Source organism: Methylobacterium ajmalii (assembly GCF_036448855.1).
GTDB classification, from domain to species: domain Bacteria; phylum Pseudomonadota; class Alphaproteobacteria; order Rhizobiales; family Beijerinckiaceae; genus Methylobacterium; species Methylobacterium ajmalii.
Genome location: NZ_JAZFXT010000018.1, coordinates 1 through 24146, shown reverse-complemented (window position 1 = coordinate 24146; position 24146 = coordinate 1). Strand labels below are relative to the sequence as shown.

Sequence of the window (24146 nt, the reverse complement as noted above, 5' to 3'; positions counted from 1 at the left end):
CTCGGATGAGGTCGTGGGGGGCGTTTCGCCCTGCAGATGGGGAGCGGGATGGCCATGCGGGATGGGTGGGCCGCCTGTCGAGGGCCGGCGGCCGTCAGCCCCGGCCACGCGGTCGGAGCCGCATGCCCCTCACGGGAGGTCGCGCCGCATCAGCGCGTAGGGCTCGTCCCGGTACGCGAACCGCTCGACCGTCCGCCATCCGAGCCGGGCGTAGAGCGGCTCGGCGGTGCGGGTGTAGAGCCACAGCGTCGCGACACCCGACGCCGCCGCCTCGGCCTCGATCGCGGCGACGAGCCGGGAGGCGTGGCCGCGGCCGCGAGCGTGGGGCGGAACGTAGACGCCGGCGAGCCAGGGGGTCAGATCGGGCCGCGGGTCGAGGTCGTGGGCGACCAGGCTCGCCATGCCGACGGGCTCGCCGCCGGCGAGCAGGACCAGCGTGCGGGGCATCGGGCCCGGTCCGGCGGCGGTCGCGGCCTCGGCGGCGGCCACCTCGGACAGGCTGCGGCCCCGCGCAAAGGCCTCCCGGCGCCAGCGCGCGGTGACGGCGGCGAGGTCGGGCCGCTCGGACGTGGCGACGATCATCGGGGTCGCCGGTACGCGGGCCCGCTCCACGGCGCGAGCCGAGGTCGGAGGCCGCCCGATGCCAGCCTTTGATTCCCCGATGCCAGCCTTTGATTCAATGCCAGCCTTGGCCGAAGCGGCCGGTCGAATGCAGCAGGGTATGCCCGCAATCGAGGCAGAGGTAGCGGGTCTCGACGCCGCCGCCGAAGGCTTCGACCACCGGCGTCGAGGCCACGACCATCAGGCGGGCATGGGGCCGCTCCTGCCAATGCGCGCGCATCTGGCCGCAGCAGGCGCGGCAGGCCGCGTCGTCCTCGCTCATCCGCGGTGGCCCGGGACGGGCCTGGAAACTCTGCTGGGCCATGAAGGTCTGACGGGCCATGACGTTCTGCCGAGCCGTGCGGCGTCGGCCTCGTGCGGGGTTGCCGCATCCGGAAACGATCCCGGCGAGAATCGCCCGTCGGCCCCGCGGGATCGGCAAGATCGGGACCAGCAGGCCGGGCGGGCGAGGGATCGTCCGCACGACGGGACCGCGGCGCGGCTCCGCCGCCGGTCCATGGCGACCGAGCCTCACGGGGATCGCCGCAACAGCCCGGACGATAGCATTGTTTCGCAGGATTGCGGCAAGACCTTGCGGCAGACCGTGCGGTCTCACTCCGGCGCTCATTCCGCCCGCGTCACCGCCGACGCGGCGCGGGCGGGCCTATCGCGGAACCTCGACAGGAGGCCCCGGTTGTCCCGCGTGTTGGAGGGCCCGCCCTCCATCGGAATCCTGTCGCGGGAGGGGCCGTGAGGCGTCGCCGGATCGCCGTCTGGCTGGGAGCGGCGGTCCTCGCCGGGGTCGCGGGCTTCGGGATCGCCGCGTGGCGTTCCGCCATCGCGCCGGGCGGTCCCGCCGCGGGCGAGGTCGCGGCCGAGCCGGTGCGCCGCGGCGCGGTCCTCGCCGCGCTGGGTTACTGCGCCTCGTGCCATACGGCGGAGGGAGGCCGGCCCTACGCGGGCGGCCGCGGGGTTGCGACGCCGTTCGGCACGATCTATTCGACCAACATCACGCCCGACCCCGAGACCGGGCTCGGCCACTACACGCTCGCCGCCTTCGCCCGGGCGATGCGCGAGGGGGTCGACCGCGAGGGGCGCCACCTCTACCCGGCCTTTCCCTATACCCACTATGCCGGCCTGACCGACGCCGACATCGCCGCCCTCTATGCCTTCACGATGACCCGGGAGCCGGTGAGGCAGGCGGCGACGCCGAACGCGCTGCCGGCGCCGTTGTCGTGGCGCCCGCTGATCGCCGGCTGGAAGCTGCTGTTCGCGCAGGCTCCGGCGATCCCGGCCGACCCGCGCCGCTCGCCGGACTGGAACCGCGGCGCCTACCTCGCCGAGGCGCTGAGCCATTGCGGCGCCTGCCACAGCCCGCGCAACCTCCTGGGCGCCGAGATCCGCTCGAAGGCCTATGCGGGCGGCGAGGCCGACGGCTGGTGGGTTCCGCCGCTGGACCGCTCGTCGCCCTCCCCGCTCGCCTGGAGCGAGGCCGACCTCGCCCGCTACCTCGCCGAGTGGGATCCGCAGCACGGCGGCGCCGCCGGCCCGATGCGCCCGGTGGTCGACGCGCACCGCACCGTGCCGGCGGGCGAGATCCGAGCCCTCGCCGCCTACGTGGCGACGCTCTACGGCCCGGGCGCCGCCGGCAGCCGCACCGGCCCGGTCGACCGGGCGGTTCCGGGCGACGATCCGGCGCTGGCCCGTGGGGCGGCGACCTATGCCGGCGCCTGCGCGACCTGCCACGAGAGCGGCGGCGGGGCGGCGGGAGGGGTGCCCTATACCACGCCCTCGCTCGGCCACCGCACCACCCTGCGGGCGCCCGACCCGCGCAACCTGATCCTGGTGCTGCGCGACGGGATCGCCCCGCGGGACCACGCGCCGGGCCCGATCATGCCGGCCTACGGGACGATGCTGACGCCGTCCCAGACGACGGACCTCGCGGCCTACCTGCGCGCCCGCTTCAGCCCGGACGGGCCGTGGCCCGACCTCGACGGGACGGTGCGCCGGCTGATGGGCGGGACGACCCGATCCGGCGCCCGGGCGGAGGCGACACGGTGAGGAGGAGACGCCGATGCCGACCCTGACGGTGAACGGCCGGGCCCGGACGGTCGCGGCCGAGCCCGACACCCCGCTTCTCTACGTCCTGCGCGACGAGCTGGGGCTCAACGGCGCCAAGTTCGGCTGCGGGCTCGGCCAGTGCGGCGCCTGCACGGTGGAGGTCGATGGCCGGGCGGTCCTGTCCTGCCTCACCCCGATCGGCGTGCTGGAGGGACGCCCCGTCACCACCGTCGAGGGCCTGGGCTCGCCCGAGGCGCCGGGCCCGCTCCAGGCCGCCTTCATCGCCGAGAACGCGGCGCAGTGCGGCTACTGCATCGCCGGCATGGTGATGCGGGCCCACGCCCTGCTGCGCGAAAACCCGCATCCGGGCGAGGACGAGATCCGGGCCGCCCTGCGGCTCAACCTGTGCCGCTGCGGAACGCACATGCGGATCCTCGCCGCGGTGCGGCGGGCCGCCGGGCGGCCCGGCCCGGCCGCAGGAGGCGGGTCGTGACCGCGCTCACCCGCCGGGCGCTGCTCGTCGGCGGCGCGCTCCTCGTCGGGATCGGCCCGGCCCGGGCGGCGCTGCCCGGCAGCCTCGCCGAGGCGCCGCGGATCGATGCCTGGATCCGCCTCGATCCGGACGGCAGCGTCACGGTGCTTACCGGCAAGGCCGAGCTCGGCCAGGGGATCAAGACGGCGCTGATCCAGGTCGCTGCGGAGGAGCTCGGCCTCGATCCGGCGGCCCTGCGCCTGATCACCGCCGACACCGAGCTGACCCCCGACGAGGGCTACACCGCCGGCAGCCACTCGATGCAGGATTCCGCCACCGCGATCCGGCTGGCCGCCGCCGCCGCGCGGGCGCTGCTCGTCCAGGCGGCCGCGCTCCGGCTCGGTGCACGGGCGGAAACGCTGAGCGTGGCCGACGGCGCGGTCGCGGCGCCGGACGGGCGCCGGCTGCACTTTGCGGAACTCGCCGCCGAAATCGACCTCGACGCACCGGTGCCCGAGGCGACGGCCCTGCGTGAACCCGGCACCCGCACCCTCGTCGGCCGGCCGCTGCCTCGGGTCGACATCCCCGCCAAGGTCGCGGGCGGGCCGGCCTACGTCCAGGACATCCGCGCGCCGGGGATGGTGCATGCCCGGATCGTGCGCCCGCCCCGCCCGGGCGCCCGCCTCGTCGCCCTCGAGACCGAGGCCGTGACGGCCCGGCCCGGGGTGATCCGGGTCCACCGCGACGGCGACTTTCTGGCGGTGGTGGCCGAGCGGGAATATGCCGCCGTCACGGCGATGCGGGCGCTCGCCGCGCACGCGGTCTGGCAGGGCGGCACCCCCGTGCCGGAGCCCGATGCGCTGTTTGCCGACCTCGCCGGGCGGGAGGCGAAGCGCACGATCATCCACGAGGCCGGCGCCGGAACGCCGGTGCCGGCGGGGCGCACGATCACCGCGCATTACCGCCGACGCTACCAGATGCACGGCTCGATCGGCCCGTCCTGCGCGGTGGCGGAGTTCGACGGCACGCGCCTCACCGTCTGGTCGCATGCGCAAGGGATGTTCCCCCTGCGCAAGGCGCTGGCCGAGATGCTGGCGCTGCCCGAAGTCCAGGTGCGCTGCATCCACGTCGAGGGCTCGGGCTGCTACGGCCATAACGGCGCCGACGATGCGGCGGGCGACGCGGCGTTGCTGGCCCACGCCCTGCCGGGCCGGCCGGTGCGGGTGCAGTACACCCGCGAGCAGGAGCACCTGTGGGAGCCCTATGGCGGCGCGATGATGACCCAGGCCTCCGCCATGCTGGGGCCGGACGGGCGCATCGCCGACTGGGACTACGCGGTGCGCAGCCCGACCCACCTCACCCGCCCGCCCGGTGCCGGCCAGCTGCTCTCGGCCCGGATGCTGGAGAGTCCGTTCCCGGCCCCGCCTCCGAAGGCGCTGCCGCAGCCCGAGGGCGGCGGCGACCGCAACGCCATCCCGCTCTACCGCTTCGCCCGGGCCCGGGTGGCGCACGATTTCGTCGCCGCGATGCCGCTCAGGGTCTCGGCCCTGCGCAGCCTCGGGGCATACATGAACGTGTTCTCGATCGAGAGCCTGATGGACGAGGCCGCGGAGGCGGCGGGCGCCGATCCGGTCGCCTTCCGGCTGGCCCATCTCGACGATCCCCGTGCCCGCGCCGTCATCGAGGCGGCGGCCGCGCGGTTCGGCTGGGGAGCGGCGCTGCCGAAGGGCCGCGGCGCCGGCTTCGCCTTCGCCCGCTACAAGAACCTCGCCGGGTACTGCGCCGTCGCCGTCGAGGTGGCGGTGGAGCGCGAGAGCGGCCGGGTCCGGCTGGTGCGGGCGCAGGCGGCGCTCGATGCCGGCGAGATCGTCAACCCGCACGGGCTTCGCGACCAGATCGAGGGCGGGATCATCCAGGCGATGAGCTGGAGCCTGTTCGAGGCGGTGGCGCACGACGCCGCAGGCCCGACGAGCCGCGACTGGAGCACCTACCCGATCGCCCGCTTCCCCGACATTCCCGAGCGCCTCGACGTCCACCTGATCGACCGACCGGGCGCGCCGTTCCTCGGGGCCGGCGAGGTTGCCCAGGGCCCGACCGCCGCGGCCCTCGCCAACGCGATCCGGCAGGCCGCGGGCGTGCGCCTGCGCGAATTGCCGATGCGGCCGGAGCTGGTGAAGGCGGCAATCGGGGTGTGAGACCGCCGCGTCGTCGAGCGGACCCGTTCGAGGGCGCAGGGCAAGCCCAAACGGGCGTCGGCGCCGAGGCACGGTGGAATAAAATGGCCGGCCCGTCGCGCGGGCCGGCCTTCGTCCATCCTAAGCAGACTTGCGTTGGCAGGCCAACGCTTCGCCCGCTCAGGTTCCTGTTTTGTAGCAGATGTTCGGCGCCGAACCGGTCACCACTTCGGCGAAATCTGCTTAGCGCTGCGGGTCGATCAGCGGCGACCAGGTCGGGTCGGAGGCGTAGGACGGGGTCGGGACCGGCTGCTCGACCTTGCCGGTGATGTCGACCATGTAAAGCTTGCCGCCGGCCTGGCCGCCGGGATCGCGGAAGAAGATCAGGTACTGGCCGTTCGGCGCCCAGGTCGGGCCCTCGTTGTGGAAGCCCTCGGTCAGCACCCGCTCGCCGGTGCCGTCCGGCTTCATGACGCAGATCGCGAACGAGCCCTTCCGCTGGCGGGTGAAGGCGATGTAGTCGCCCCGCGGCGACCAGGCCGGCTGCGAGGCCGAGCCGTCGCCGAAGGTCAGGCGGCGCGGGTTCGAGCCGTCGGCGCCCATGACGTAGACCTGCTGCTGGCCGCCGCGGTCGGACTCGAACACGATCTCGCGCCCGTCCGGCGAGAAGGACGGCGAGGTGTCGATGGCGTTGGCGTTGGTGATCCGGGTCTGCGCCTTGGAGGCGAGGTCCATCACGTAGATGCTGGCATTGCCGCCGTCCTGGTCGCTCATCACCAGGCGCCGCCCGTCCGGCGAGAAGCGCGGGCTGGTGCTCATCTCGGCATTGGTCGGGATCACCTGCCGGGCGCCGGTCGAGAGGTTGATCACCTGCACCCGCGGCTGCTGGCCGGTGACCTGGGCCATGTAGGTGATGTCCTGGGTCGAGGGCGAGTAGCGCGGCGCCACCACCGAGGCCTCGCCGCTCGTCAGGTAGCGCACGTTGGCGCCGTCCTGGTCCATGATGGCGAGGCGCTTGCGCCGGTGCTCCTTCGAGCCCGACTCGTCGACGAAGGCGACGCGGGTGTCGAAGAAGCCGCCGATGCCGGTGATCTTGGTGTAGACCGCATCCGAGATCAGGTGGCCCATCCGGCGGGCGTTGGCGCCGTCGCCCGCATATTGCTGGCCGACCATCTGCTGGCCCGACAGCACGTCCCAGAGCCGGAACTCGGCCTTGAGCTTGCCCGTGCCGTCACGGGTGACGCGGCCCGTCACGAGGCCCTGCACGCCGATGTCCTTCCAGGCGGAGAAGTTCGGCGCGGCGTCGAAGTTCGGGCTCTCGGGGAAGCGGCCCTTCTCGACCGGCGTGAAGTAGCCCGAGCGCTTCAGGTTGTTGGTCACGATGCCCGAGAGCGTCGGGCCGAGGCTCGGATCGCCGGAAAAGTCCGCGATGGCGATCGGCATCGGCTGGAAGGCGCCGCCGGGGCCGATGCGCAGGTTGAGCTGGGCCTGGGCCGGCGTGGCGAAGCCGGGCATCAGGCCGGCGGCGAGGCACAGCCACAGGAGCGCGGCGAGCGCGGGACGCAGTCGCGAGGGGGAGTGCATGCAGGGGACGTCCGTCGTGTGGTGAGGCAGGCGGCCGGTGGGATCTTCAAGCCCGCGGCAGCTCGAACTCCGCGTTGATGACCCGCCAGTCGTTGTAGAACGGCGCGAACTGGGCCGGGATGCGGAAGGGCGCGCAGCGCCGCACCGCCCGCACCGCGGCCTCGGCGATCGACCGGTCGACCGCGCTGCCGCCGGCGCGCAGGATGCGCGGATCGGTGGTGAGCGAGCCGTCCGGATTCAGGCGGATATCGAGCTGGGGCAGCACGATGCCCTGCGCGGCGCCGGGCGGGGCCGAGTAGCAGCGCTCGATCTGCTGCTGCAGCAGGCCGACCAGGGCGTCGCGCTGACTCGGATTGAGCCGCTGCGAGGTGCCGGTGGCGGCGCCGAGCGCCGCCGTCCGCTGGACCTCGCGGCCGGTGGCCCCGGTCGATTGCGACGGCCCGTGCGATGCCAGCATGTCGCGGATCGAGCCCGAATTGAACTTGGCGGCGAGCTCGGCTTGGCGCTTGGCCTTGGCCTCCGCGGCGGCCTTGGCACGGGCATCCGCCACCGCCTTGGCTTTTGCCGCGGCCTCGGCCTTCGCCTTGGCTTCCGCGGCGGCGTGGGCCTTCGCTTCGGCTTCCGCCTTGGCCTCCGCCTTCGCCTCGGCTTCGGCTTGGGCCTTCGCTTCCGCCTCGGCCTTCGCCTCGGCACGGGCCTTCGCTTCCGCCTTGGCCTTGGCGTCGGCGACCGCCTTGGCCTTCGCCTCGGCTTCGGCCTGGGCTTTCGCCTCCGCTTCCGCCTTGGCTTCGGCCTTGGCCTTCGCGTCGGCCTCGGCGCGGGCCTTGGCTTCCGCCTTCGCCTTCGCGGCGGCCTTGTCCGCCGCAGCCTTCTCGGCGGCGGCCTTCTCGGCCGCCTTGGCCTCGGCCAGTTCCTCGCGCCGGATCGCCTCGGCCTCGGCCTTCTCGGCGGCCGCCTTCTCCGCGGCGGCCTTGGCGGCGGTCGCGGCGGCCTTCTCGGCCGCAGCCTTTGCAGCTTCCTTGGCAGCCTCCTTGGCGGCGGCTTTCGCGGCTTCCTTTGCTGCCTCCTTGGCGGCTTCCTTGGCCTCGCGCTCGGCTTCCGCCTTGGCCTCGCGCGCCTCGGCGTCGGCCTTTGCCTTCGCGGCGGCAGCCTTCTCGGCATCGGCCTTGGCGGTGTCGGGGCGGGCCGGCGGCATCGGGGCGGGCTCGGGCTGCTCGAGGGCCGGGCGCAGGGGCGGCGCCGGCATCTCCTCGGCGTTGGCGACCTTCATCTCGGGCGGGCGCGTCGGCGGGGTCGGCACGTCGGCCTTGGCCTCGCCGGGATCGTTCTCGCGCTGCTTGTCGGCGGCGCGGTCGGCGCGGGGGCTCTTGGCCGGGGCGTCGCCGTCGCGCTGGCCCTTGGTCAGCTCCGAGAACTGGTTCTCGGTGATGACCTCGACCGGCACGCCCTCCTCGGCCTGCGGCAGCACGTGCGAGGCGGCGGCGAACAGCGCCAGCCCGATCAGCACCACGTGCGCGCCGGCCGACACCCAGACGCCGGGCTCGGACCTGTCGAAGGGAAACACCACGGCGGACCCCGTCCTGCTATCGCTGGTCGGGCTCGGTCACGAGGGCGACCTTCTTGAAGCCGCCGCCCGTCACGATCGCCATCACCTGGGCGACGCGGCCGTAATCGACCCGCTTGTCGCCGCGCACGAAGACCCGCTCCTCGAACCCGTCCTTGGCGGTGGCCGAGAGCTTGGCGACGATGGTGTCGTCGGTCAGTTCGTCCTCGCCCAGGAAGACCTGGCCGGTCTGGCGGATCGACAGGGTGACGGGCTTCGAATCCTGGTTGAGCGGCGCGGCCTTGGTCTGCGGCAGGTCCAGGGGCACGCCCACCGTCATCATCGGCGCGGCCACCATGAAGATGATCAGGAGCACCAGCACGACGTCGATGAACGGCGTCATGTTGATCTCGTTGATCGCGCCGCCGCCCCGCCGGCCGCGCCGACGGCGCCCGCCGCCCTGGGCCGCTCCGGTGGCCATGCTCATTGGGTTCGATCCCTGTCCGAGAGGGGGGACGCGCGCCGGCTCAGGCCGCCAGCGCCATGCGCTCGTCGATCTGCCGCGACAGGATCGCCGAGAACTCGTCGGCGAAGCCCTCGAGGCGCCCCTGCGCCTTGGCGACCGAGGCCTGGAGCTTGTTGTAGGCGAGCACCGCGGGGATCGCCGCGAACAGGCCGATCGCGGTGGCGAACAAGGCCTCGGCGATGCCCGGCGCCACGACCGCGAGCGAGGTGTTCTTCGAGGCCGCGATCGACGTGAAGGCGGTCATGATGCCGAACACCGTGCCGAACAGGCCGATATACGGGCCCGCCGAGCCGATCGAGGCGAGGAACAGCAGGCGCGATTCCAGCCGCTCGACCTCGCGCTGGATCGTCACGTCGAGCACCTTGTCGATGCGCTGGCCGAGGCTGCGGATCGAGCGGCCGGAGCCCTCGTAGGACCGGCGCCACTCGCGCATCGCGGCGACGAACAGGGCGGCGAGCCCGCTCGCCGGCTTGTCGTTGTAGGCGCGGTAGAGCTCCTCCAGCGGCCGGCCGGACCAGAACTCCTCCTCGAAGGCGTCCATCTCCGCCTTGGTGCGGCGAAACAGCAGCGTCTTGTCGACGATGATCGACCAGCACCAGATCGAGGAGCCGAGGAGGCCGAGCATCACCACCTTGACGACGAAGTGGGCCTGCCAGAACAGGCCGAACATCGTGATCTCGGCCACGGGCATCGCCTGGGCGGCGTCGGCGGGATTCATGCGGCTTTCCTCGCGTCGCGGGCCGAGGAACGGACCGCTGGCACTCCAACCGGGATCGGGGCTTGTCGTATCGTGTCTCGATCGCGCCCGAATCTGTCGAAAGTATGGGCCGCGCCCTGCGACGGAGCGCTCGCCCGCCGCGAGTTAAGCCCCCGGCAGGGTTAAGGAATGGTGAGCGGAGTCCGCAGGTGTCGTCTCAGCGCCGGCCGAGGCGCCGCCGCAGGGCCTCCGGCAGGCGCACCGCCCGGCCGTCGCGCACGCAGGCCACCACCACCTCGGCCCGCACCAGCACCTCGTCGCCGCGGCGCACCTCCTGGTCGAGATGCATCGAGGCGCCGCGCAGATCGCGGGTGGCGGTGAGCACCGTGAGCGCGTCGTCCATGAGGGCGGGCTTGAGATAGTCGAGGGTCATGCGCCGCACCACGAAGACGAGGCCGTCCGCCTCCCGGTGCAGCTCCGACTGGTCGCCGGCGAGCCCGCGCAAGAGTTCGGTCCGCCCCCGCTCCATGAAGCGCAGGTAGCTCGCATGATAGACGAAGCCGGAGAAATCCGTGTCCTCGTAGTAGACGCGCACCGGAAGGGCGTGGGCGTCCGGGGGCAGGGTTTCGGTCACGCGGCGATCATCCTTCTAGCTCAAAGTATGGTTGCATCGTGAGGTGTCACCAGGACTGCTTCGCTCCCACACGAGACCTCATCTTGAGGTGTCCGGCGATCGAAGATCGCACACGCAGGGAGCCTCGAAGGAGAGTTCCGGAATTCGCACGGCTATCTGGAGCCCTCCTTCGAGGTCAGTCGATCTTCGATCGACTAGCACCTCAGGATGAGGTCGTAGATGGGATGGAACAGTTGCGCCGAGAAGACTATCATGGCGAACACAGGATCAGACGGCGGCATCCGCCCCCAGCTCCACCACCACGATCTCCGGCGGCACCCCGAGGCGGATCGGCGCGATGCTGAGGCCCAGCCCCCCGGAGATCACAAGGTCGCTCGCCTCGCGGACATGGCCGTAGACGAAACGGCGGGGGTAGCGCGACGGCACCACCGGCGACCAGCCGAACAGCCGCACCTGCCCGCCATGGGTGTGGCCCGACAGGGTCAGCGCCACTCGGGCCGGAACGTGGGCGAAGATGTCGGGCTCGTGGGCGAGCAGGATCATCGGCGCGCCGTCCGGCACCGCCGCCAGGGTGGCGGGCAGGTCGTCGAGGCCGACCCGCTTGTGGCCGTGGCGCCTGGCGGACGGCAGCAGGGCGAGCTGGTCCTCGAGCCCGGCGAGCCAGACCGGGCCGGCCTTCGTCGCGAGCGGCACCGCCTCGTTCGACAGGACCCGGATGCCGTTCCGGGTCAGTTCCGTGCCGGCGATGGTCGGTCCGGCGCCGCGCTTCTGCGCGGTCTTGTCCTCCCACCAGTCGTGGTTGCCGAGCACCGCATAGACGCCGAGCGGTGCCCTGAGCTTGCCCAGCACCGGCGCCCATTCGGCGGCAGGCACGTAGCGGGTGACGTAGCGCTGGCCCGCCACGAAGTCGCCGACCAGCACCACGAGGTCGGCCTGCAGCGCGTTGGTGGTCTCGACGATGCCGGCGATGCGCTCCAGGCTCATCCAGGGGTCGCAGGCATGGATGTCGGTCAGCACCGCGATGCGTAAGGAGAGCCCCGCCGGCCAGGGCGCGGCGGGGTTGGGGCGGATCGCGTAGCGGGTCACGACCTGGCGGAACGGCTCGATCCCGGTGGCGTAGGCACCGGTCGTCGCGCCCGAGAGCGCGACGAGGCCGGCCCCCTGGAGCACGCGGCGACGGGTGAAGAGGCGGTAACCCCTCCCCTGCTCACGCATCCTCGTCCCCGGTGAACAGGCCGAACTGCACGGTGGGGTCGCGGTTCGGCTCGGGCAGGCCGAGATGGCGGAAGGCGTGGGCGGTGAGCACCCGGCCGCGCGGCGTGCGCTGCACGAAGCCCTTCTGGATCAGGTAGGGCTCGATGATCTCCTCGATCGCGTCGCGCGGCTCGGAGAGCGCCGCCGCGATGGTCTCGACCCCGACCGGCCCGCCGCTGAACGAGTGGGCGATGATGTTGAGGTACTTGCGGTCCATCGTGTCGAGCCCGGCGGGATCGACGTCGAGGAGGCGCAGCGCCCGGTCGGCGATGGCGCGGGTGATGGTGGGGGCGTCCTCGACGATGGCGAAGTCGCGCACCCGGCGCAGCAGCCGCCCGGCGATGCGCGGCGTGCCCCGCGCCCGCTTGGCGATCTCGTTGGCGCCGTCCGGCGCCATGCCGATGCCGAGCACCCGGGCGCCGCGGCTGACGATGAGTTCGAGCTCGTCGATGTCGTAGAATTCGAGCCGGACCGGGATGCCGAAGCGGTCGCGCAGCGGCGTGGTCAGGAGCCCTGCCCGGGTGGTGGCGGCGACGAGCGTGAATTTCGGCAGCTCGATCTTTACCGATCGGGCGGCCGGGCCCTCGCCGATGATGAGGTCGAGCTGGTAATCCTCCATCGCCGGATAAAGGATCTCCTCTACCGCCGGGTTGAGGCGGTGGATCTCGTCGATGAACAGGACGTCGCGCTCTTCCAAATTGGTGAGCTGCGCCGCGAGGTCCCCGGCCTTGGCGATCACCGGGCCGGAGGTCGAGCGGAAGTTGACCCCGAGCTCGCGGGCGACGATCTGGGCGAGCGTGGTCTTGCCGAGGCCGGGCGGGCCGACGAACAGGACGTGGTCGAGGGCCTGGCCGGTCTTCTTCGCCGCGTCGATGAACACCTGGAGGTTGGCGCGGGCCGCCTTCTGGCCGGTGAAGTCGGCGAGGCTGAGCGGCCGGATCGAGGCGTCGGTGTCGTCCTCGCGGCGCTCGGGGGTGAGGAGGGCTTTGGGCTGCTTGCTCAAGCGGAACCTGGCGCGTGGCTCGTGTCGGCGGCGCGAGGCCGGCGGCCCCGTTCGCCGGATGTACTCGCTGGGTTCTGTCGCACAACGCGACCGATCGCGCTACTTTCCGGCTCCCCCGACCCGGAGTGCCGACGCCCGTGACGACGACCGAGCCCGCCGCGCGCGACCGGGCCGCCCCACCGCCCGTGACCCTCGCCGGGTCCGTGCCGGTCTGGGCCCGGATCGCCGCCCTGTCCTTCGGCGGGCCGGCCGGGCAGATCGCCGTGATGCACCGGGTGCTGGTCGAGGAGAAGCGCTGGATCTCCGAGAACCGCTTCCTGCACGCCCTCAATTTCTGCACCCTGCTCCCCGGGCCGGAGGCGCAGCAGCTCGCCACCTATGTCGGCTGGCTGATGCACGGGACCCGGGGCGGCCTTCTCGCCGGCGGGCTGTTCGTGCTGCCGGGACTCCTCGCCATCATGGCGCTCAGCTGGATCTACGTGCTGTACGGCGAGGCCGGGCCGGTGGCCGGGCTGTTCTTCGGCCTCAAGGCCGCGGTGCTCGCCATCGTGCTCGAGGCGGTGCAGCGCATCGGCCGGCGGGCGCTGCGCGGCCCGGCGATGACCGGGCTCGCGGCCGCCGCCTTCGCGGCCTTGTTCTTCCTCGACGTGCCGTTCCCCGTCGTGGTGGTGGCGGCGGGGATCGTCGGCTTCCTCGGCGGCCGGGCCGGGCATCCGGCGTTCCGCCCCGGGGGCGGCCACGCCGCGGCGGCGGGGAACGGCTCCTACCTGTTCGGCGACGATGCGGGGCCGCGGGAGCGGGCGTCCTGGCGGAGCACGCTTCTCACCCTGGCGGTCTGGGCGGCGGTCTGGCTCGCCCCGGTCGCCGCCCTCCTCCTCGTTCTGGGGCCCGACGACGTCTTCTCCCGCATCGCGGTGTTCTTCTCCAAGATGGCCATGGTCACCTTCGGCGGCGCCTACGCGGCGCTCGCCTACGTGGCGCAGGCGGCGGTGGAGCAGTACGGCTGGATGAAACCCGGCGAGATGCTCGACGGGCTCGGCATGGCCGAGACCACGCCCGGCCCGCTCATCATGGTGACGCAGTTCGTCGGCTTCCTCGCCGCCTACCGGGCGCCCGGGGCGCTCTCGCCGCTCGCGGCCGGCACGCTGGGCGGGCTCCTCACCACCTGGGTCACCTTCGCGCCCTGCTTCCTGTGGATCTTCGTCGGCGCGCCCTTCGTCGAGCGGCTGCGCGGCAACGCGGCGCTCGCCGGCGCGCTCTCGGCCATCACCGCGGCGGTGGTGGGGGTGATCCTCAACCTCGCGGTCTGGTTCTCGCTCCACACCCTGTTTCGCGAGGTGCGACCCCTGGCCTTCGGGCCGCTGCGGCTCGACGTGCCGGTCCCCGCGAGCCTCGATCCCTGGGCACTGGTTCTGGCACTGGCGGCGATCATGGCGGTCTTCCGCTTCCGGGCCGGGATGATCCCGGTGCTGGGCGCCTGCGCGGCGGCGGGGGTGGGGTTGCGGCTGGCGGGGGCGATCTGACGGCGCGGGATGGTCCGGCGCTCCGTCCCGCGTCCCGCGGGGGAGAGACCGAAGGGCTCCTCAGAATTCCATGTCCAGTTCCTCGATCTCCTCGGGCTCGTCCTCCGCCGCGGCGATCCAGTCCCGCATCAGGTCCCAGTCCATAACGGTATCGCGATAGGCGGCGCAGTCCGGCGGCAGGGCGACGCCGTAGGTGACGAAGCGGGTGCAGACCGGGGCGTACATCGCGTCCGCCACCACCGGGCGCGCGCCGAACAGGTACGGCCCCCCGTGGGCGCGCAGCGCCTCCTGCCAGATCTCGACCACCCGGGCGATGTCGGCCTGGGCCCCGCCCCAGAGCTTGAAGTCGGTGTAGCGGGCACGCAGGTTCATCGGCAGGGCCGAGCGCAGGTTGATGAAGCCGCCATGCATCTCGCCCGAGACCGCGTGCGACCAGGCGCGGGCGGGCAGGGATCCGGGCAGGAGCCCGGCCTGCGGGCGCACCTCGGCGAGGTACTGGGCGATGGCGAGCACGTCCCAGACCCGCACGTCCCCGTGGGTGAGGCGCGGCACCAGGAACGAGGGCGAGAGGTGCAGGAGCTCGGCCCGGCTCGCCGGATCGCCCGACAGCACCTCGACCGCGACGTCGAGCCCCGCCATGCGGCACAGCAGCCAGCCCCGCAGCGACCAGGACGAGTAGTTGCGGCTCGAAATCGTCAGCGTCGCCTCGGCCATCCGGTCCTCCCCCGGGCCGGTTTCGCGCGGCCCACCCTCGCCTTTCGGCACCGGACGCGATCCAAGACTCGTGCCGCTCGCGGCCGCGCCGGCCGAAGGTCGAAGGCCCGACGCGGAATCGGGACCGGGCAGGCGCCGCGTTGGCACGCGCATCGCATCGCGCGGGGGCGGAGCGGCGCAGGCCGCCCTTCACCGAAAGTCCGGTCGCGGGGGACGAAGCCTTGCCATACGCTCGGCGAAAGGGCCGCTCCCCGCGCGTGTCCGTGAGGGAGAGCGAGCGCCGATGCTCTACGATGCCTTCGAGGTCCAGTCGGACATGGCGCGCGCCACCCGCGCCTGGGGCCATGCGCTGCAGGCGGGTACGGAGCCCTGGATGCGGGCCGGCTACGGCGCCCCGGCGAGCTGGGTGTCGGCCGCCGCCCGGATGATGATGCGGGCCGGCCTGACCCATGCGCGGCCGGCCTACGGGATCGAGTCGGTGCGGGTCGGCAACCGCGAGACGCCGGTGACCGAGGAGCGGGTGCTGTCGACCCCGTTCGGCACGCTCCTGCGCTTTCGCAAGGACATCGCCAGCGAGCAGCCCCGGGTGCTGGTGGTGGCCCCCCTCTCGGGCCACTTCGCCACGCTGCTGCGCAGCACCGTGCGCACCCTGCTGGCCGATCACGACGTCTACATCACCGACTGGCACAACGCCCGCGACGTGCCGGTGAGCGCCGGCCGCTTCGGGTTCGACGACTACGTCGCCCACCTGGTGCAGTTCCTCGAGGCGATGGGCCCGGGCGCCCACGTGGTGGCGGTGTGCCAGCCCTGCGTGCAGGCGCTGGCGGCCGCCGCCGTGATGGCCGAGAGCCGCAACGCGGCGCATCCGGCGAGCATGACCCTGATGGCCGGCCCGGTCGACACCCGGGTCAACCCGACCAAGGTCAACGAGCTCGCCACGTCCCGCCCGATCGACTGGTTCGAGAAGAACCTGATCGCCACCGTGCCGCGCCGCCATGCCGGCGCCGGGCGGCGGGTCTATCCCGGCTTCATGCAGGTCACGGCGTTCATGTCGATGAACGCCGCGCGGCACATGCACGGCCATCTCGACCTCTACTGGCACCTCGCCGACGGGGAGGCCGCCAAGGCGGCGCAGATCGAGACGTTCTACGACGAGTATTTCGCGGTGCTCGACCTGCCGGCGGAGTTCTACCTCGAGACGGTCAGGACCGTGTTCCAGGACGCGACGCTGGCGCAGAACCGGCTCACCTACCGGGGCGCACCGATCGACACGAGGGCGATCCGCAAGACCGCCCTGATGACGGTCGAGGGCGAGCGCGACGACATCTGCGCCGTCGGCCAGACCGTGGCGGCCCACGATCTCTGCACCGGCCTGAAACCCTTCCGCAAGCGCCACCACCTCCAGGCCGGCGTCGGCCATTACGGCGTGTTCTCGGGCCGCAAGTGGGAAGCCCAGACCTATCCGCTCGTGCGCAGCTTCATCCAGGCCAACGCTTGATCCGGCCCAGGTCCGGCTTAGGTACGGGAGTCTGCGCGGCGGCGCCCGAGTGGCCCCGCACCCGCTCAAATTTCGGTCAGGCGAGCACTCCGCGGTTGGAAGTGGTAGCGGAGTGGTGTAAGGCCGCGATCAGGCGCATACCGTGCGCCGACAGCTTGCGCCGGGCTCCGGTGCGACCGTGATGCGACCCAAGCCCCTCCCGGTCCGCGAGGTCCGGGCCGCGGGGCGCATTTCGGTTGGTCGGGCAGGCAGCCATCCGGGCGCGTTCCGCGCAAGGTCGGCCACGTTTTCGGATTTAGACAAAAAGGACACACACCCTTGCAGGTACTCGTTCGGGACAACAACGTCGATCAGGCCCTCCGCGTCCTCAAGAAGAAGATGCAGCGTGAGGGCATCTTCCGCGAGATGAAGCAGCGCAAGGCCTACGAGAAGCCGTCGGTGCGCAAGGCTCGCGAGAAGGCCGAGGCCGTGCGCCGCGCCCGCAAGCAGGCCCGCAAGACCGCCATCCGCGAGGGTCTGATCGCCGCTCCGAAGCCGAAGCCCCGCGTCGGCGGCCCGCGTCGTCCGGGCATGGCCCCGTCGGCTGCCGCCCCGGCCGCCGCTCCGGCCACCTCGGCCTAAGGGCCGGCCGGCCTCCGTCCGGGAGGCCGCATCAAGAAGCCCCGCCTTTCCGGGTGGGGCCATCCCGAGAGCCCGACGCCGCGAGGCGTGCGGGCTCTTCTTCATTGATCAGACCGAAGCCGAATCAGGCCGACGCAGGATCAGGCCGACGCATGGGCGGCCCGCTCCGCCTCGACCAGCACGTCGAGGGGCCGCCAGGGCTTCTGCATGTAGACGGCATGGTCGGGCACCGCCTGGGCCGCGCCGGGCCGCGAGGTCACCACCACGCGCACATCGGGCCAGTCCCGCTCCACCGTGCGGGCGAGCGCGGCCCCGTCCATCTCGCCGGCGAGCTGCACCTCCGTGAACAGCAGCGCGACCTCGGAGCCGTGCTCGCGCATCACCGCGAGCGCGTCGGCGGCGCTGCGGCACGCGATGACGTCGAGATCGGTCTCCTCGAGGATCGCGGCGGCGAAATCCCGGACGGATTCGTCGTCCTCCACCACGACGGCGATCGGAGCGGTGGGTGCTGCTCTGCCCATAAGGCCTCCTGTTTGTTTTATGTGAGTGGCGTCGGGGTCCCGGGTCCTCGCGAGTGCTCGGGAGATGGACGGATCGATCGGCGCCCGACGACGCGCGAGCCCGCCCGGGCGAGGGCGGAGATCGACCGACGGGACGGGGATCGGGCCCGGCACGGTACGCCGGGGAGGCGCCAGCCGGGGGAACGCGGACGCAAGCCGACGACGCGAACACGCCTGCGCGAACGTCAACGACTCAATCCTGACATTGATCCAGGCGACAGGTCCAGTTCGGATCGACGGCCGATGCGCCCCGCGCATGCCGGCTCCTGACGTAACGCCATTGCCTGCCGCGCGAGCAGGTGCGGGAACCTTGGGCATGCTGCGCCGCATTAACGGACTGTTCACCGTCGGACGCCGAATGTTACCGTTCCATGAAGGCGGCGGACGAGGCACGGTCCCGGGCGGGACCGGCACACGCCGCGGGAGGTGAAGAGCCGATGTGCCGCTTCCTCGCCTACCACGGCGACCCGGTCTATCTCGACGAACTCGTCTGCGCGCCGACCCACTCCCTGGTGCACCAGTCGCTGCACGCGACGGAGGCCCAGACCGAGACCAACGGCGACGGCTTCGGCATCGGCTGGTACGGCGAGCGGCCCGAGCCCGGCCTGTACCGCGACGTGCGGCCGGCCTGGTCCGACGAGAACCTGCGCAGCCTCTCCCGGCAGATCCGCGCCCGCACCTTCTTCGCCCATGTGCGCGCCTCGACCGGCACAGCGACCACCCGGGCGAACTGCCACCCCTTCGCCCATGGCCGCCATCTGTTCATGCATAACGGCCAGATCGGCGGCTACGCGCGCATCCGCCGGCGGCTCGAGGCGCTGATCCCGGACGCGCTCTACGAGGCGCGCCAGGGCTCGACCGATTCGGAGGCGCTCTTCCTGCTGGCTCTCGCGCACGGCCTCGACCGGGACCCGGTCGGCGCGATGGCGGCGAGCCTGTCGGCCGCCCGCGGCCTGATGCACGAGGCCGGCGTGGACGAGCCTCTGCGCTTCACCGCCGTGCTCACCGACGGCGAGAGCCTGACCGCCTATCGCTGGGCCTGCGACGGCCGCCCGCCGAGCCTGTACTGGCGGCAGACCGCGACCGGCCTCGCGGTCGTCTCCGAGCCGATCGACGGGCTGCGCACCGGCTGGTCGGAGGTGCCGAAGGGCGGCACGCTGATCGCCCGCCCGGGCCAGCCGATCCAGATGCTCGGCGCGGACGCGGCGGGGTTCAGGAAGGCGGCCTGAAGGCCGGCGCTCACGTCGGCGGCCTTTTCCGGATCACCGCCCGCGAAGGTCTCGGGGACCGGGCAGGCGGCGTTCGTCGGTCCCCGCTCGGTCGGTTGGGGCAGGCGCGATCCTCGCCCCGATCCGGCTTTTCCGGAGACCGACGGCTCACGCCGCCCGCACCTCGCCGAGGAACGCCGTCACCGATTCGGCGAGCAGGGCCGAGTTCTGCGCGAGCACACCAGCCACCGCCCTCACTTGGTCCGACTGGGCGGCGCTGGCGAGGGAGGCGGCACGGACCTGCTCGATGCTGTCGGCGACACTGCGGGCCTCGGTCCCGGCCCGGTCGATGTTGCGGCCGATGCCGGCGCTCGTCACAGCCTGGTCCTGCATCGCCCCGCGGATCTCCTCGGCGAGCCGGCTCGTCTCCGCCACCGCATCGGTGATCGCGCCGATCTCCTCCGCCGTGTGCCGGGTCGCGCCCTGGATCGCGGCGATCTGGGCGCCGATCCGGTCGGTGGCCGCCGCGGTCTGGCCGGCGAGCGCCTTGACCTCGGAGGCGACGACCGCGAAGCCGCGCCCCGCCACCCCGGCCCGGGCCGCCTCGATGGTGGCGTTGAGCGCCAGCAGGTTGGTCTGGTCGGCGATGGTGCGGATCAGGTCGGCGGCCTCGCCGATCTCGGCAGAGGCGGCGACCAGACGCTCCACCGTCGCGGCGGTGGCCCGGCTGCGGGCCAGCGTCGCGCTCGCCATCTCGCTCGTCCGGCCGACCCGGTCGCCGACGCCGACGGCCGATTCCGAGAAGTGCCGGAAGGCGCCGTCGACCTCGGCCACCGCCCGGGCGGCGACGCCGGAGGCGCCGGTGACCGCGCCCGATTGCTGCTCGACCTCGTGGGCGGCCCGCGACAGCACGTCGGCGGTCAGCTCCATCTCGCGGGTCGAGGCGTCGAGGGCCTCGGCCGCCTGCCCCGCCCGGGCCTCGAAGGCCCGGCAGGCCTCCTCCAGCCGCTCGGCCCGCTGCCGCTCGACCTCGGCGCGGGCCCGCTCGGCCGCCTGCGTCGCTCCCTGCTCGCGCAGGGCCGCCTGGAACACCGCGATCGAGGAAGCCATCTCGCCGATCTCGTCGCGCCGCCGGGTGAACGGCACCGCCACCGCGAGGTCGCCGTCGGTCAGGGCCTGCATCGTGCGGCGCAGGGCGTGGAGCGGACGCTGCAGCTGGGTCAGGCTGACCCAGACGGCACCGGCGACCGTGAGGAGGAGGGCCAGGATCGGCACCGCGACGAGGGCGACCGCCTCGCGCCGGCGCGCCTTGGCCACCGCCTCGCGCTCCTCCTGGAGGCGTTCGAGCACCGCGTCGCCGAGCTTCAGGATCCGCGCCACCATCCGCTCGCGGCTCTTGATCGTCGCCTCGTCGGCGGCCTGGATCTGCGCGGCCTTCGGCGACAGCGTCTGGCCGAGCTCCGCCGTGTCGCGCTGGTAGGCCAGGAACTCCTGGAGGGTGAGCGAGAGTTTTCGTGCCTCGTCCTCGTCGAGATAGGGCTGGAGGGAAGCGAAGAAGGCCGGGCGCTCGGCCTCGAGCGCCTCCAGGGCGGTGCGCAGGGCGCCGAACTTCTGCCGGGCCTCGGCGACGTCCTCGGCCGCCACCAGGGTCTGCACCGTCACCACGACGTGCTCGATGGCCTGCGCGTGGTTGCGGGTGTGGAGCGCCGCCTCCCAGGCCGCCTCCACGGCGCCGGCGCGCCGCTGCTCGTTGTGGGACAGCGAGACCGCGAAGGCGGCGATGCCGGCGGCGACGAGGATCGGCAGCCCGACGAGAAGGCCGAGCTTCTTGCCCAGGGTGAAACGCATGGGGTGCACCAACGCAGAAGCGGATGGCGGGCCCATACGTCGCCAGAGCCTTACACAGTATTAAATTTATCCGTCTAATATAGATCTTCTAATTTTATGACGATCCGATGACATTGGATCGTCAATTCGCTGGCTCTACCCGAGCCCCATGTCATAACTTCGCTCGACTGGTCAAGGAGGACGAAGGCAAGTCGATCCCCGCCCGGGCGGACCGGGTCAGGCATCGAGGTAGCGTCGGCGCAGATGGCCGAGAAACACCCCCGCATCGAGCGGCCGCCCGGTCGCGGCGGCGAGGATCTCCTGCGTGCCGGCCGCGCTGCCCTTGGCGTGGACGTGGGTGCGCAGCCAGCCGACGAGGGGGGCGAAGTCGCCCCGGGCGAGGCCGGGGCGCAGGTCCGGCTCGGCCGTGCAGGCGGCGTCGAAGAGCTGGGCCGCCATCATCGCGCCCAGCGTGTAGGTCGGGAAGTAGCCCCAGGCGCCGCCCGGCCAGTGGATGTCCTGCAGGCAGCCATGGGCGTCGTCCGGCACGGTCAGCCCGAGGAGCCGGTGCAGGCCCTCGTCGAAGGCGCCCGGCAGGTCGCCGATCTCCATCTCGCCGCAGATCAGCGCCCGCTCCAGGCGATAGCGCAGCAGGATATGGGCCGGGTAGGTGCACTCGTCGGCATCGACCCGGATGAAGCCCGGTACGACCCGGGTGTAGTTGCGGTGGAGCGCGTCGGCCTCCCAGGCCGGGCCGGTGCCGCCGAAGGCCTCGCGCACCAGCGGCGCCAGGTAGGCGACGAACTCGCGGCTGCGCCCGGCTTGCATCTCCAGGGTGAGCGACTGGCTCTCGTGCAGGCTCATGCCGCGGGCCGCGCCCACGGGCTGGCGGCGCCAGGCGGCGGGGCGGCCCTGCTCGTAGAGCGCGTGGCCGGTCTCGTGCAGCACCCCCATCAGGGCGCGGGCGAAGTCGGCCTCGTCGTACCGGGTGGTGATGCGCACGTCGTCGGTGGCGCCGCCGCAGAACGGGTGCAGGCTGACGTCGAGCCGGCCGCGCCGGAAGTCGAACCCCGCCGCCCGCATCAGGGCGAGCCCGACCTGGCGCTGGGCCTCGACCGGGAACGGCCCCTGCGGGACGGGCGCGGGCCCGGCCGCCGCCTGGCGGTCCTGCGCCTCTGCGATCAGGCCGGGCAGCTCGGCCTCCAGCACCGCGAAGACCGGGTCGATCGCGGCCTGCCGCAGGCCCGGATCGTAGCTGTCGAGGAGGGCGTCGTACGGGGAGAGGCCGAGGGCCTCTCCCTTCGCCCGGCCGATCTCGCGCTGGAGCGCCAGCACCTCGGCGAGGTCGGGCCGCAGCAGGGCGAAATCGGAGGCGCGACGCGCCTCGCGCCAGGTCATCTCGGCCCGCGACACGGCGCGGGAGCCGGCCTCGACGAGGTCGCGCGGCACCGCCGCGGCGTGGGTGTGGGCCCGGCGCATCTCGGTGAGGTTCGCTTGGCTCCAGTCGTCCAGCCCGCCCTCCTCCTCGGCCGCCGCGAGCCGGTCGGCGGTGGCGGGATCGGTCAGGAGGTCGTGGGCGAGGCCACGCAAGACCGCGATCTGGTCGCCCCGCCCCTCCGCCGCCCCGTCCGGCATCAGCGTCTGCGCGTCCCAGCCGAGGATGCCGGAGGCATCCTCGAGGGCGCCGATGCGGGCGAAGGTGGCTTCGAGGGCGCGGTAGGCCTGCATGGAAACATCCGGGTCCGAGGGACATCGTCGTCGGGTTGTCGGACGGCGGCCCGGCTCCTGGCAAGGCGGACGTTCGAGCCCCGCGCGAAGACGGAGATCGCTACCACGGCGATCCAGACCGCCGGGGAGCCCGGCGGTTGCAGCCCCGCCCGGTCACCGCCGGATCAGTACGACACCGCCGACGAGAAGCGCGACCCCGACCACGCGGGACAGGTCGAGCGGGTCCAAGCCGGGCTCGACCACCTGCGCGCGGCGGCCTGGCGCGGAGATCGCAACGATGGCGACGTCCGCGTGCCATCAGAACCCGCGCGCCGCTCCGGAGCTGCCGGTCGGCCCAAAGCCTCCGAGCCTCGGACCGTGAAGGCCGAATCGCGAAATTCCGCCTCGTCCCACCTCTGCTATCGGAGCCTGCAGCTCTCTATCAGGTCTGCCCGGGCCGCAGCTGGTAGAAGATATGGCGGCCGATCACGTCCATCTTGCGCAGGCGGCGCGACCAGCGCGGCTTGACGTAGTCGGCGTGGTAGTGGGTCGCCCCGCCGACATCGGCCAGGTAGGTGCGGCCCTCGACCACCGCGTGGGCGACGCGGGTCGCTGTCTGCCAGGAGGCGTCGTCGGTGATGCGCAGCGACTTGCCCTCGCAGGCGAAGGAGAACTGGCAGCCCATGTAGCGGTGGCGGTTCTGGTAGACCACGCCGCAGATGTTGGCCGGGTAGAGGCCGCTCTTGGCGCGGTTGAGCACCACCTGGGCCACCGCCGCCTGGCCCTGCTCGGGCTCGCCGCGGGCCTCGAAGTAGACGGCCTCGGCGAGGCAGCGCTGCTCCTTCTCGGCGTTCTCAGGGGTGATGAGGTCGGCGTAGCGGCGCTTCGCGTCGTCGCTCGGCAGCGCCTCGGGGGCGATGCGGGCGGCGGTGGTGACGCCCGCGCGGGCATCACGGTCGAGGCGCGGCGAGATCTGGCCGCCGGCCGCGATCTCGACCGGGGTCGCCTCGGCCGGGGCCGGAGTGGTCGAGGACAGGGCGACGGCGCGGGGGACCGCCGGGGTGCCGCCCTGGTCGGCCCGGGTCTCGGCGTCGCGGGCCGTGGCGGCGCGGGTCTTGGCGGCCGTCTGGCCGCCGGCAGCGGCCCCGCGGGTCGGCGCCGTGGCGCCCGCGGCGGGCGAGCTGGCGCCCGCCTCGCTCGGCGTGTCCGGCAGGGGCACGAAGCCTTCCTGCGGCTCGAGGTCCGGGCTCCAGGTCGCGGGGCCGGGGGTGAAGGTCGAGGCGACGCTCGGGCCGGTGCTGCCCAGCCAGCCGCTCGCGACCGCGGCGGGCCGGCCGGCGCCGCCGACGCGGGCGGGCATCAGCGGGTCGGTCTTGCGGGCGCGCTGCGCCAGGGGCTGGGTACGGGCATCTGCCTTGAGATCGGGGCGCAGCGGCTCGGCGTCGAGGGCGAGGCGCAGGGGGCCCGACAGGCTGATCTGCGACGGGGCGACGGGGGTGATCAGGCCGCGCTCCGGCAGCGGCGGCATCCCGCGCGGGACGAGGCGGGCGACGGCGCTGGAGCCGAGCGAGGTCTCGTAGCCCGCCGAGGCCGTGAACGAGACGAGGACGCCCAGACCCACGGCCCAGGGCGCCACGGCGGCGGCGAACCAGCGCATGCCCTTCGTCCGCCGAATCTGCCGTCTGCGCAGCTCCCGCTTGCGCACGTACCGCCTGCCCAAGGTCCCGACCCCACTCTACCCACGCCCCGCCCGCCCCTGCCGGGAGCGGCGATCGTCATGGGCAAGTGTCGCGGGGTATGGTTGAGGGTTGGTTAAGAGCGCCTAACAGAACCTTTTGATCTGGTTGAGGGTGATGAGGCTGGCCTGCAGGAATGTGAAGGCCTCGTAGATGTCGGCGCGCCGTTCGTAGCGGACGGGCAAGCGGCGGGCGCGGTTGAAC

Annotated in this window: 21 protein-coding genes and 1 pseudogene; 7 read left to right on the top strand and 15 right to left on the bottom strand. The window is 72.9% G+C overall.

Annotated elements, in window-relative coordinates; all coding sequences use genetic code 11:
- Positions 1-129: 129 nt before the first annotated feature.
- Together V3T34_RS06940 and V3T34_RS06935 are read right to left on the bottom strand one after the other, a co-directional pair.
- On the bottom strand, positions 130-582 hold the full coding sequence (locus V3T34_RS06940) for a GNAT family N-acetyltransferase (protein WP_060845637.1): 453 nt from the start codon (positions 580-582) through the stop codon (positions 130-132).
- Positions 583-676: 94 nt separating this feature from the next.
- Positions 677-943: a hypothetical protein gene (locus V3T34_RS06935; protein ID WP_236012975.1), complete on the bottom strand. Its 267-nt coding sequence runs from the start codon at positions 941-943 to the stop codon at positions 677-679.
- A gap of 407 nt (positions 944-1350) precedes the next feature.
- On the opposite strand from V3T34_RS06935, the gene V3T34_RS06930 reads away from it, so the two are divergent.
- From V3T34_RS06930 to V3T34_RS06920, 3 genes are read left to right on the top strand one after another with little or no spacing between them, the layout of a single operon-like run.
- A complete protein-coding gene (locus V3T34_RS06930; RefSeq protein ID WP_305078204.1) occupies positions 1351-2661 on the top strand; it encodes a cytochrome c in 1311 nt (436 codons plus the stop codon).
- Between the two features lie 13 nt (positions 2662-2674).
- Positions 2675-3154 carry a (2Fe-2S)-binding protein gene (locus V3T34_RS06925; RefSeq protein ID WP_060845635.1) on the top strand — a complete coding sequence of 160 codons (480 nt, stop codon included), beginning with the start codon at positions 2675-2677 and terminating at the stop codon, positions 3152-3154.
- Complete coding sequence (locus tag V3T34_RS06920) at positions 3151-5328, top strand: xanthine dehydrogenase family protein molybdopterin-binding subunit (RefSeq protein WP_305078203.1); 2178 nt, start codon at positions 3151-3153, stop codon at positions 5326-5328. Before V3T34_RS06925 ends, V3T34_RS06920 begins: the two co-directional genes overlap by 4 nt.
- A 222-nt stretch (positions 5329-5550) precedes the next feature.
- Here the strand turns inward: V3T34_RS06920 and tolB are convergent, their stop codons facing one another.
- The 7 genes from tolB to ruvB all read right to left on the bottom strand — a co-directional run bounded on the left by tolB (position 5551) and on the right by ruvB (position 12548).
- Positions 5551-6891 (bottom strand): Tol-Pal system beta propeller repeat protein TolB, encoded by a 1341-nt coding sequence (gene tolB, locus V3T34_RS06915; protein WP_091886188.1) that lies wholly within the window; start codon positions 6889-6891, stop codon positions 5551-5553.
- A gap of 46 nt (positions 6892-6937) precedes the next feature.
- Complete coding sequence (gene tolA / locus V3T34_RS06910) at positions 6938-8455, bottom strand: cell envelope integrity protein TolA (protein WP_305078236.1); 1518 nt, start codon at positions 8453-8455, stop codon at positions 6938-6940.
- A 19-nt stretch (positions 8456-8474) separates the two neighbouring features.
- Positions 8475-8921, bottom strand: coding sequence for an ExbD/TolR family protein (locus tag V3T34_RS06905; RefSeq protein WP_060845632.1), 447 nt, complete (start codon positions 8919-8921; stop codon positions 8475-8477).
- A gap of 40 nt (positions 8922-8961) precedes the next feature.
- Positions 8962-9678 carry a protein TolQ gene (gene tolQ / locus V3T34_RS06900; RefSeq protein ID WP_048426904.1) on the bottom strand — a complete coding sequence of 239 codons (717 nt, stop codon included), beginning with the start codon at positions 9676-9678 and terminating at the stop codon, positions 8962-8964.
- A gap of 196 nt (positions 9679-9874) precedes the next feature.
- On the bottom strand, positions 9875-10291 hold the full coding sequence (gene ybgC / locus V3T34_RS06895; RefSeq protein ID WP_305078202.1) for a tol-pal system-associated acyl-CoA thioesterase: 417 nt from the start codon (positions 10289-10291) through the stop codon (positions 9875-9877).
- Between the two features lie 267 nt (positions 10292-10558).
- Entirely contained in the window at positions 10559-11506 is a 948-nt protein-coding gene (locus V3T34_RS06890) for a metallophosphoesterase (RefSeq protein ID WP_305078201.1), read from the bottom strand.
- Positions 11499-12548, bottom strand: coding sequence for a Holliday junction branch migration DNA helicase RuvB (ruvB, locus tag V3T34_RS06885; RefSeq protein ID WP_089504291.1), 1050 nt, complete (start codon positions 12546-12548; stop codon positions 11499-11501). The genes V3T34_RS06890 and ruvB overlap by 8 nt, the downstream gene beginning before the upstream one ends.
- 137 nt (positions 12549-12685) lie before the next feature.
- Between ruvB and chrA the strand changes: the two genes are divergently transcribed.
- A complete protein-coding gene (gene chrA, locus V3T34_RS06880) occupies positions 12686-14071 on the top strand; it encodes a chromate efflux transporter (protein WP_305078200.1) in 1386 nt (461 codons plus the stop codon).
- Positions 14072-14131: 60 nt separating this feature from the next.
- Here the strand turns inward: chrA and V3T34_RS06875 are convergent, their stop codons facing one another.
- Complete coding sequence (locus tag V3T34_RS06875; protein WP_305078199.1) at positions 14132-14785, bottom strand: glutathione S-transferase family protein; 654 nt, start codon at positions 14783-14785, stop codon at positions 14132-14134.
- A gap of 283 nt (positions 14786-15068) precedes the next feature.
- On the opposite strand from V3T34_RS06875, the gene V3T34_RS06870 reads away from it, so the two are divergent.
- On the top strand, positions 15069-16283 hold the full coding sequence (locus V3T34_RS06870; RefSeq protein WP_305078198.1) for a polyhydroxyalkanoate depolymerase: 1215 nt from the start codon (positions 15069-15071) through the stop codon (positions 16281-16283).
- 318 nt (positions 16284-16601) lie between these two features.
- On the top strand, positions 16602-16904 hold the full coding sequence (gene rpsU, locus V3T34_RS06865) for a 30S ribosomal protein S21 (protein ID WP_060845625.1): 303 nt from the start codon (positions 16602-16604) through the stop codon (positions 16902-16904).
- Positions 16905-17044: 140 nt separating this feature from the next.
- Here rpsU and V3T34_RS06860 read toward each other — a convergent pair whose 3' ends face one another.
- On the bottom strand, positions 17045-17425 hold the full coding sequence (locus tag V3T34_RS06860) for a response regulator (protein WP_091886174.1): 381 nt from the start codon (positions 17423-17425) through the stop codon (positions 17045-17047).
- Between the two features lie 476 nt (positions 17426-17901).
- On the opposite strand from V3T34_RS06860, the gene V3T34_RS06855 reads away from it, so the two are divergent.
- Positions 17902-18693 carry a class II glutamine amidotransferase gene (locus tag V3T34_RS06855; RefSeq protein WP_060845623.1) on the top strand — a complete coding sequence of 264 codons (792 nt, stop codon included), beginning with the start codon at positions 17902-17904 and terminating at the stop codon, positions 18691-18693.
- 147 nt (positions 18694-18840) lie between these two features.
- On the opposite strand, the gene V3T34_RS06850 is transcribed toward V3T34_RS06855, so the two are convergent.
- From V3T34_RS06850 to V3T34_RS06835, 4 genes and pseudogenes are all read right to left on the bottom strand, one after another.
- Positions 18841-20520, bottom strand: coding sequence for a methyl-accepting chemotaxis protein (locus V3T34_RS06850; protein ID WP_305078197.1), 1680 nt, complete (start codon positions 20518-20520; stop codon positions 18841-18843).
- A 216-nt stretch (positions 20521-20736) separates the two neighbouring features.
- Positions 20737-22227, bottom strand: coding sequence for a carboxypeptidase M32 (locus V3T34_RS06845; RefSeq protein ID WP_305078196.1), 1491 nt, complete (start codon positions 22225-22227; stop codon positions 20737-20739).
- A gap of 421 nt (positions 22228-22648) precedes the next feature.
- Complete coding sequence (locus V3T34_RS06840; protein WP_305078195.1) at positions 22649-23863, bottom strand: cell wall hydrolase; 1215 nt, start codon at positions 23861-23863, stop codon at positions 22649-22651.
- 165 nt (positions 23864-24028) lie between these two features.
- Positions 24029-24146, bottom strand: a pseudogene (locus V3T34_RS06835) (IS5/IS1182 family transposase); the annotation flags it as partial.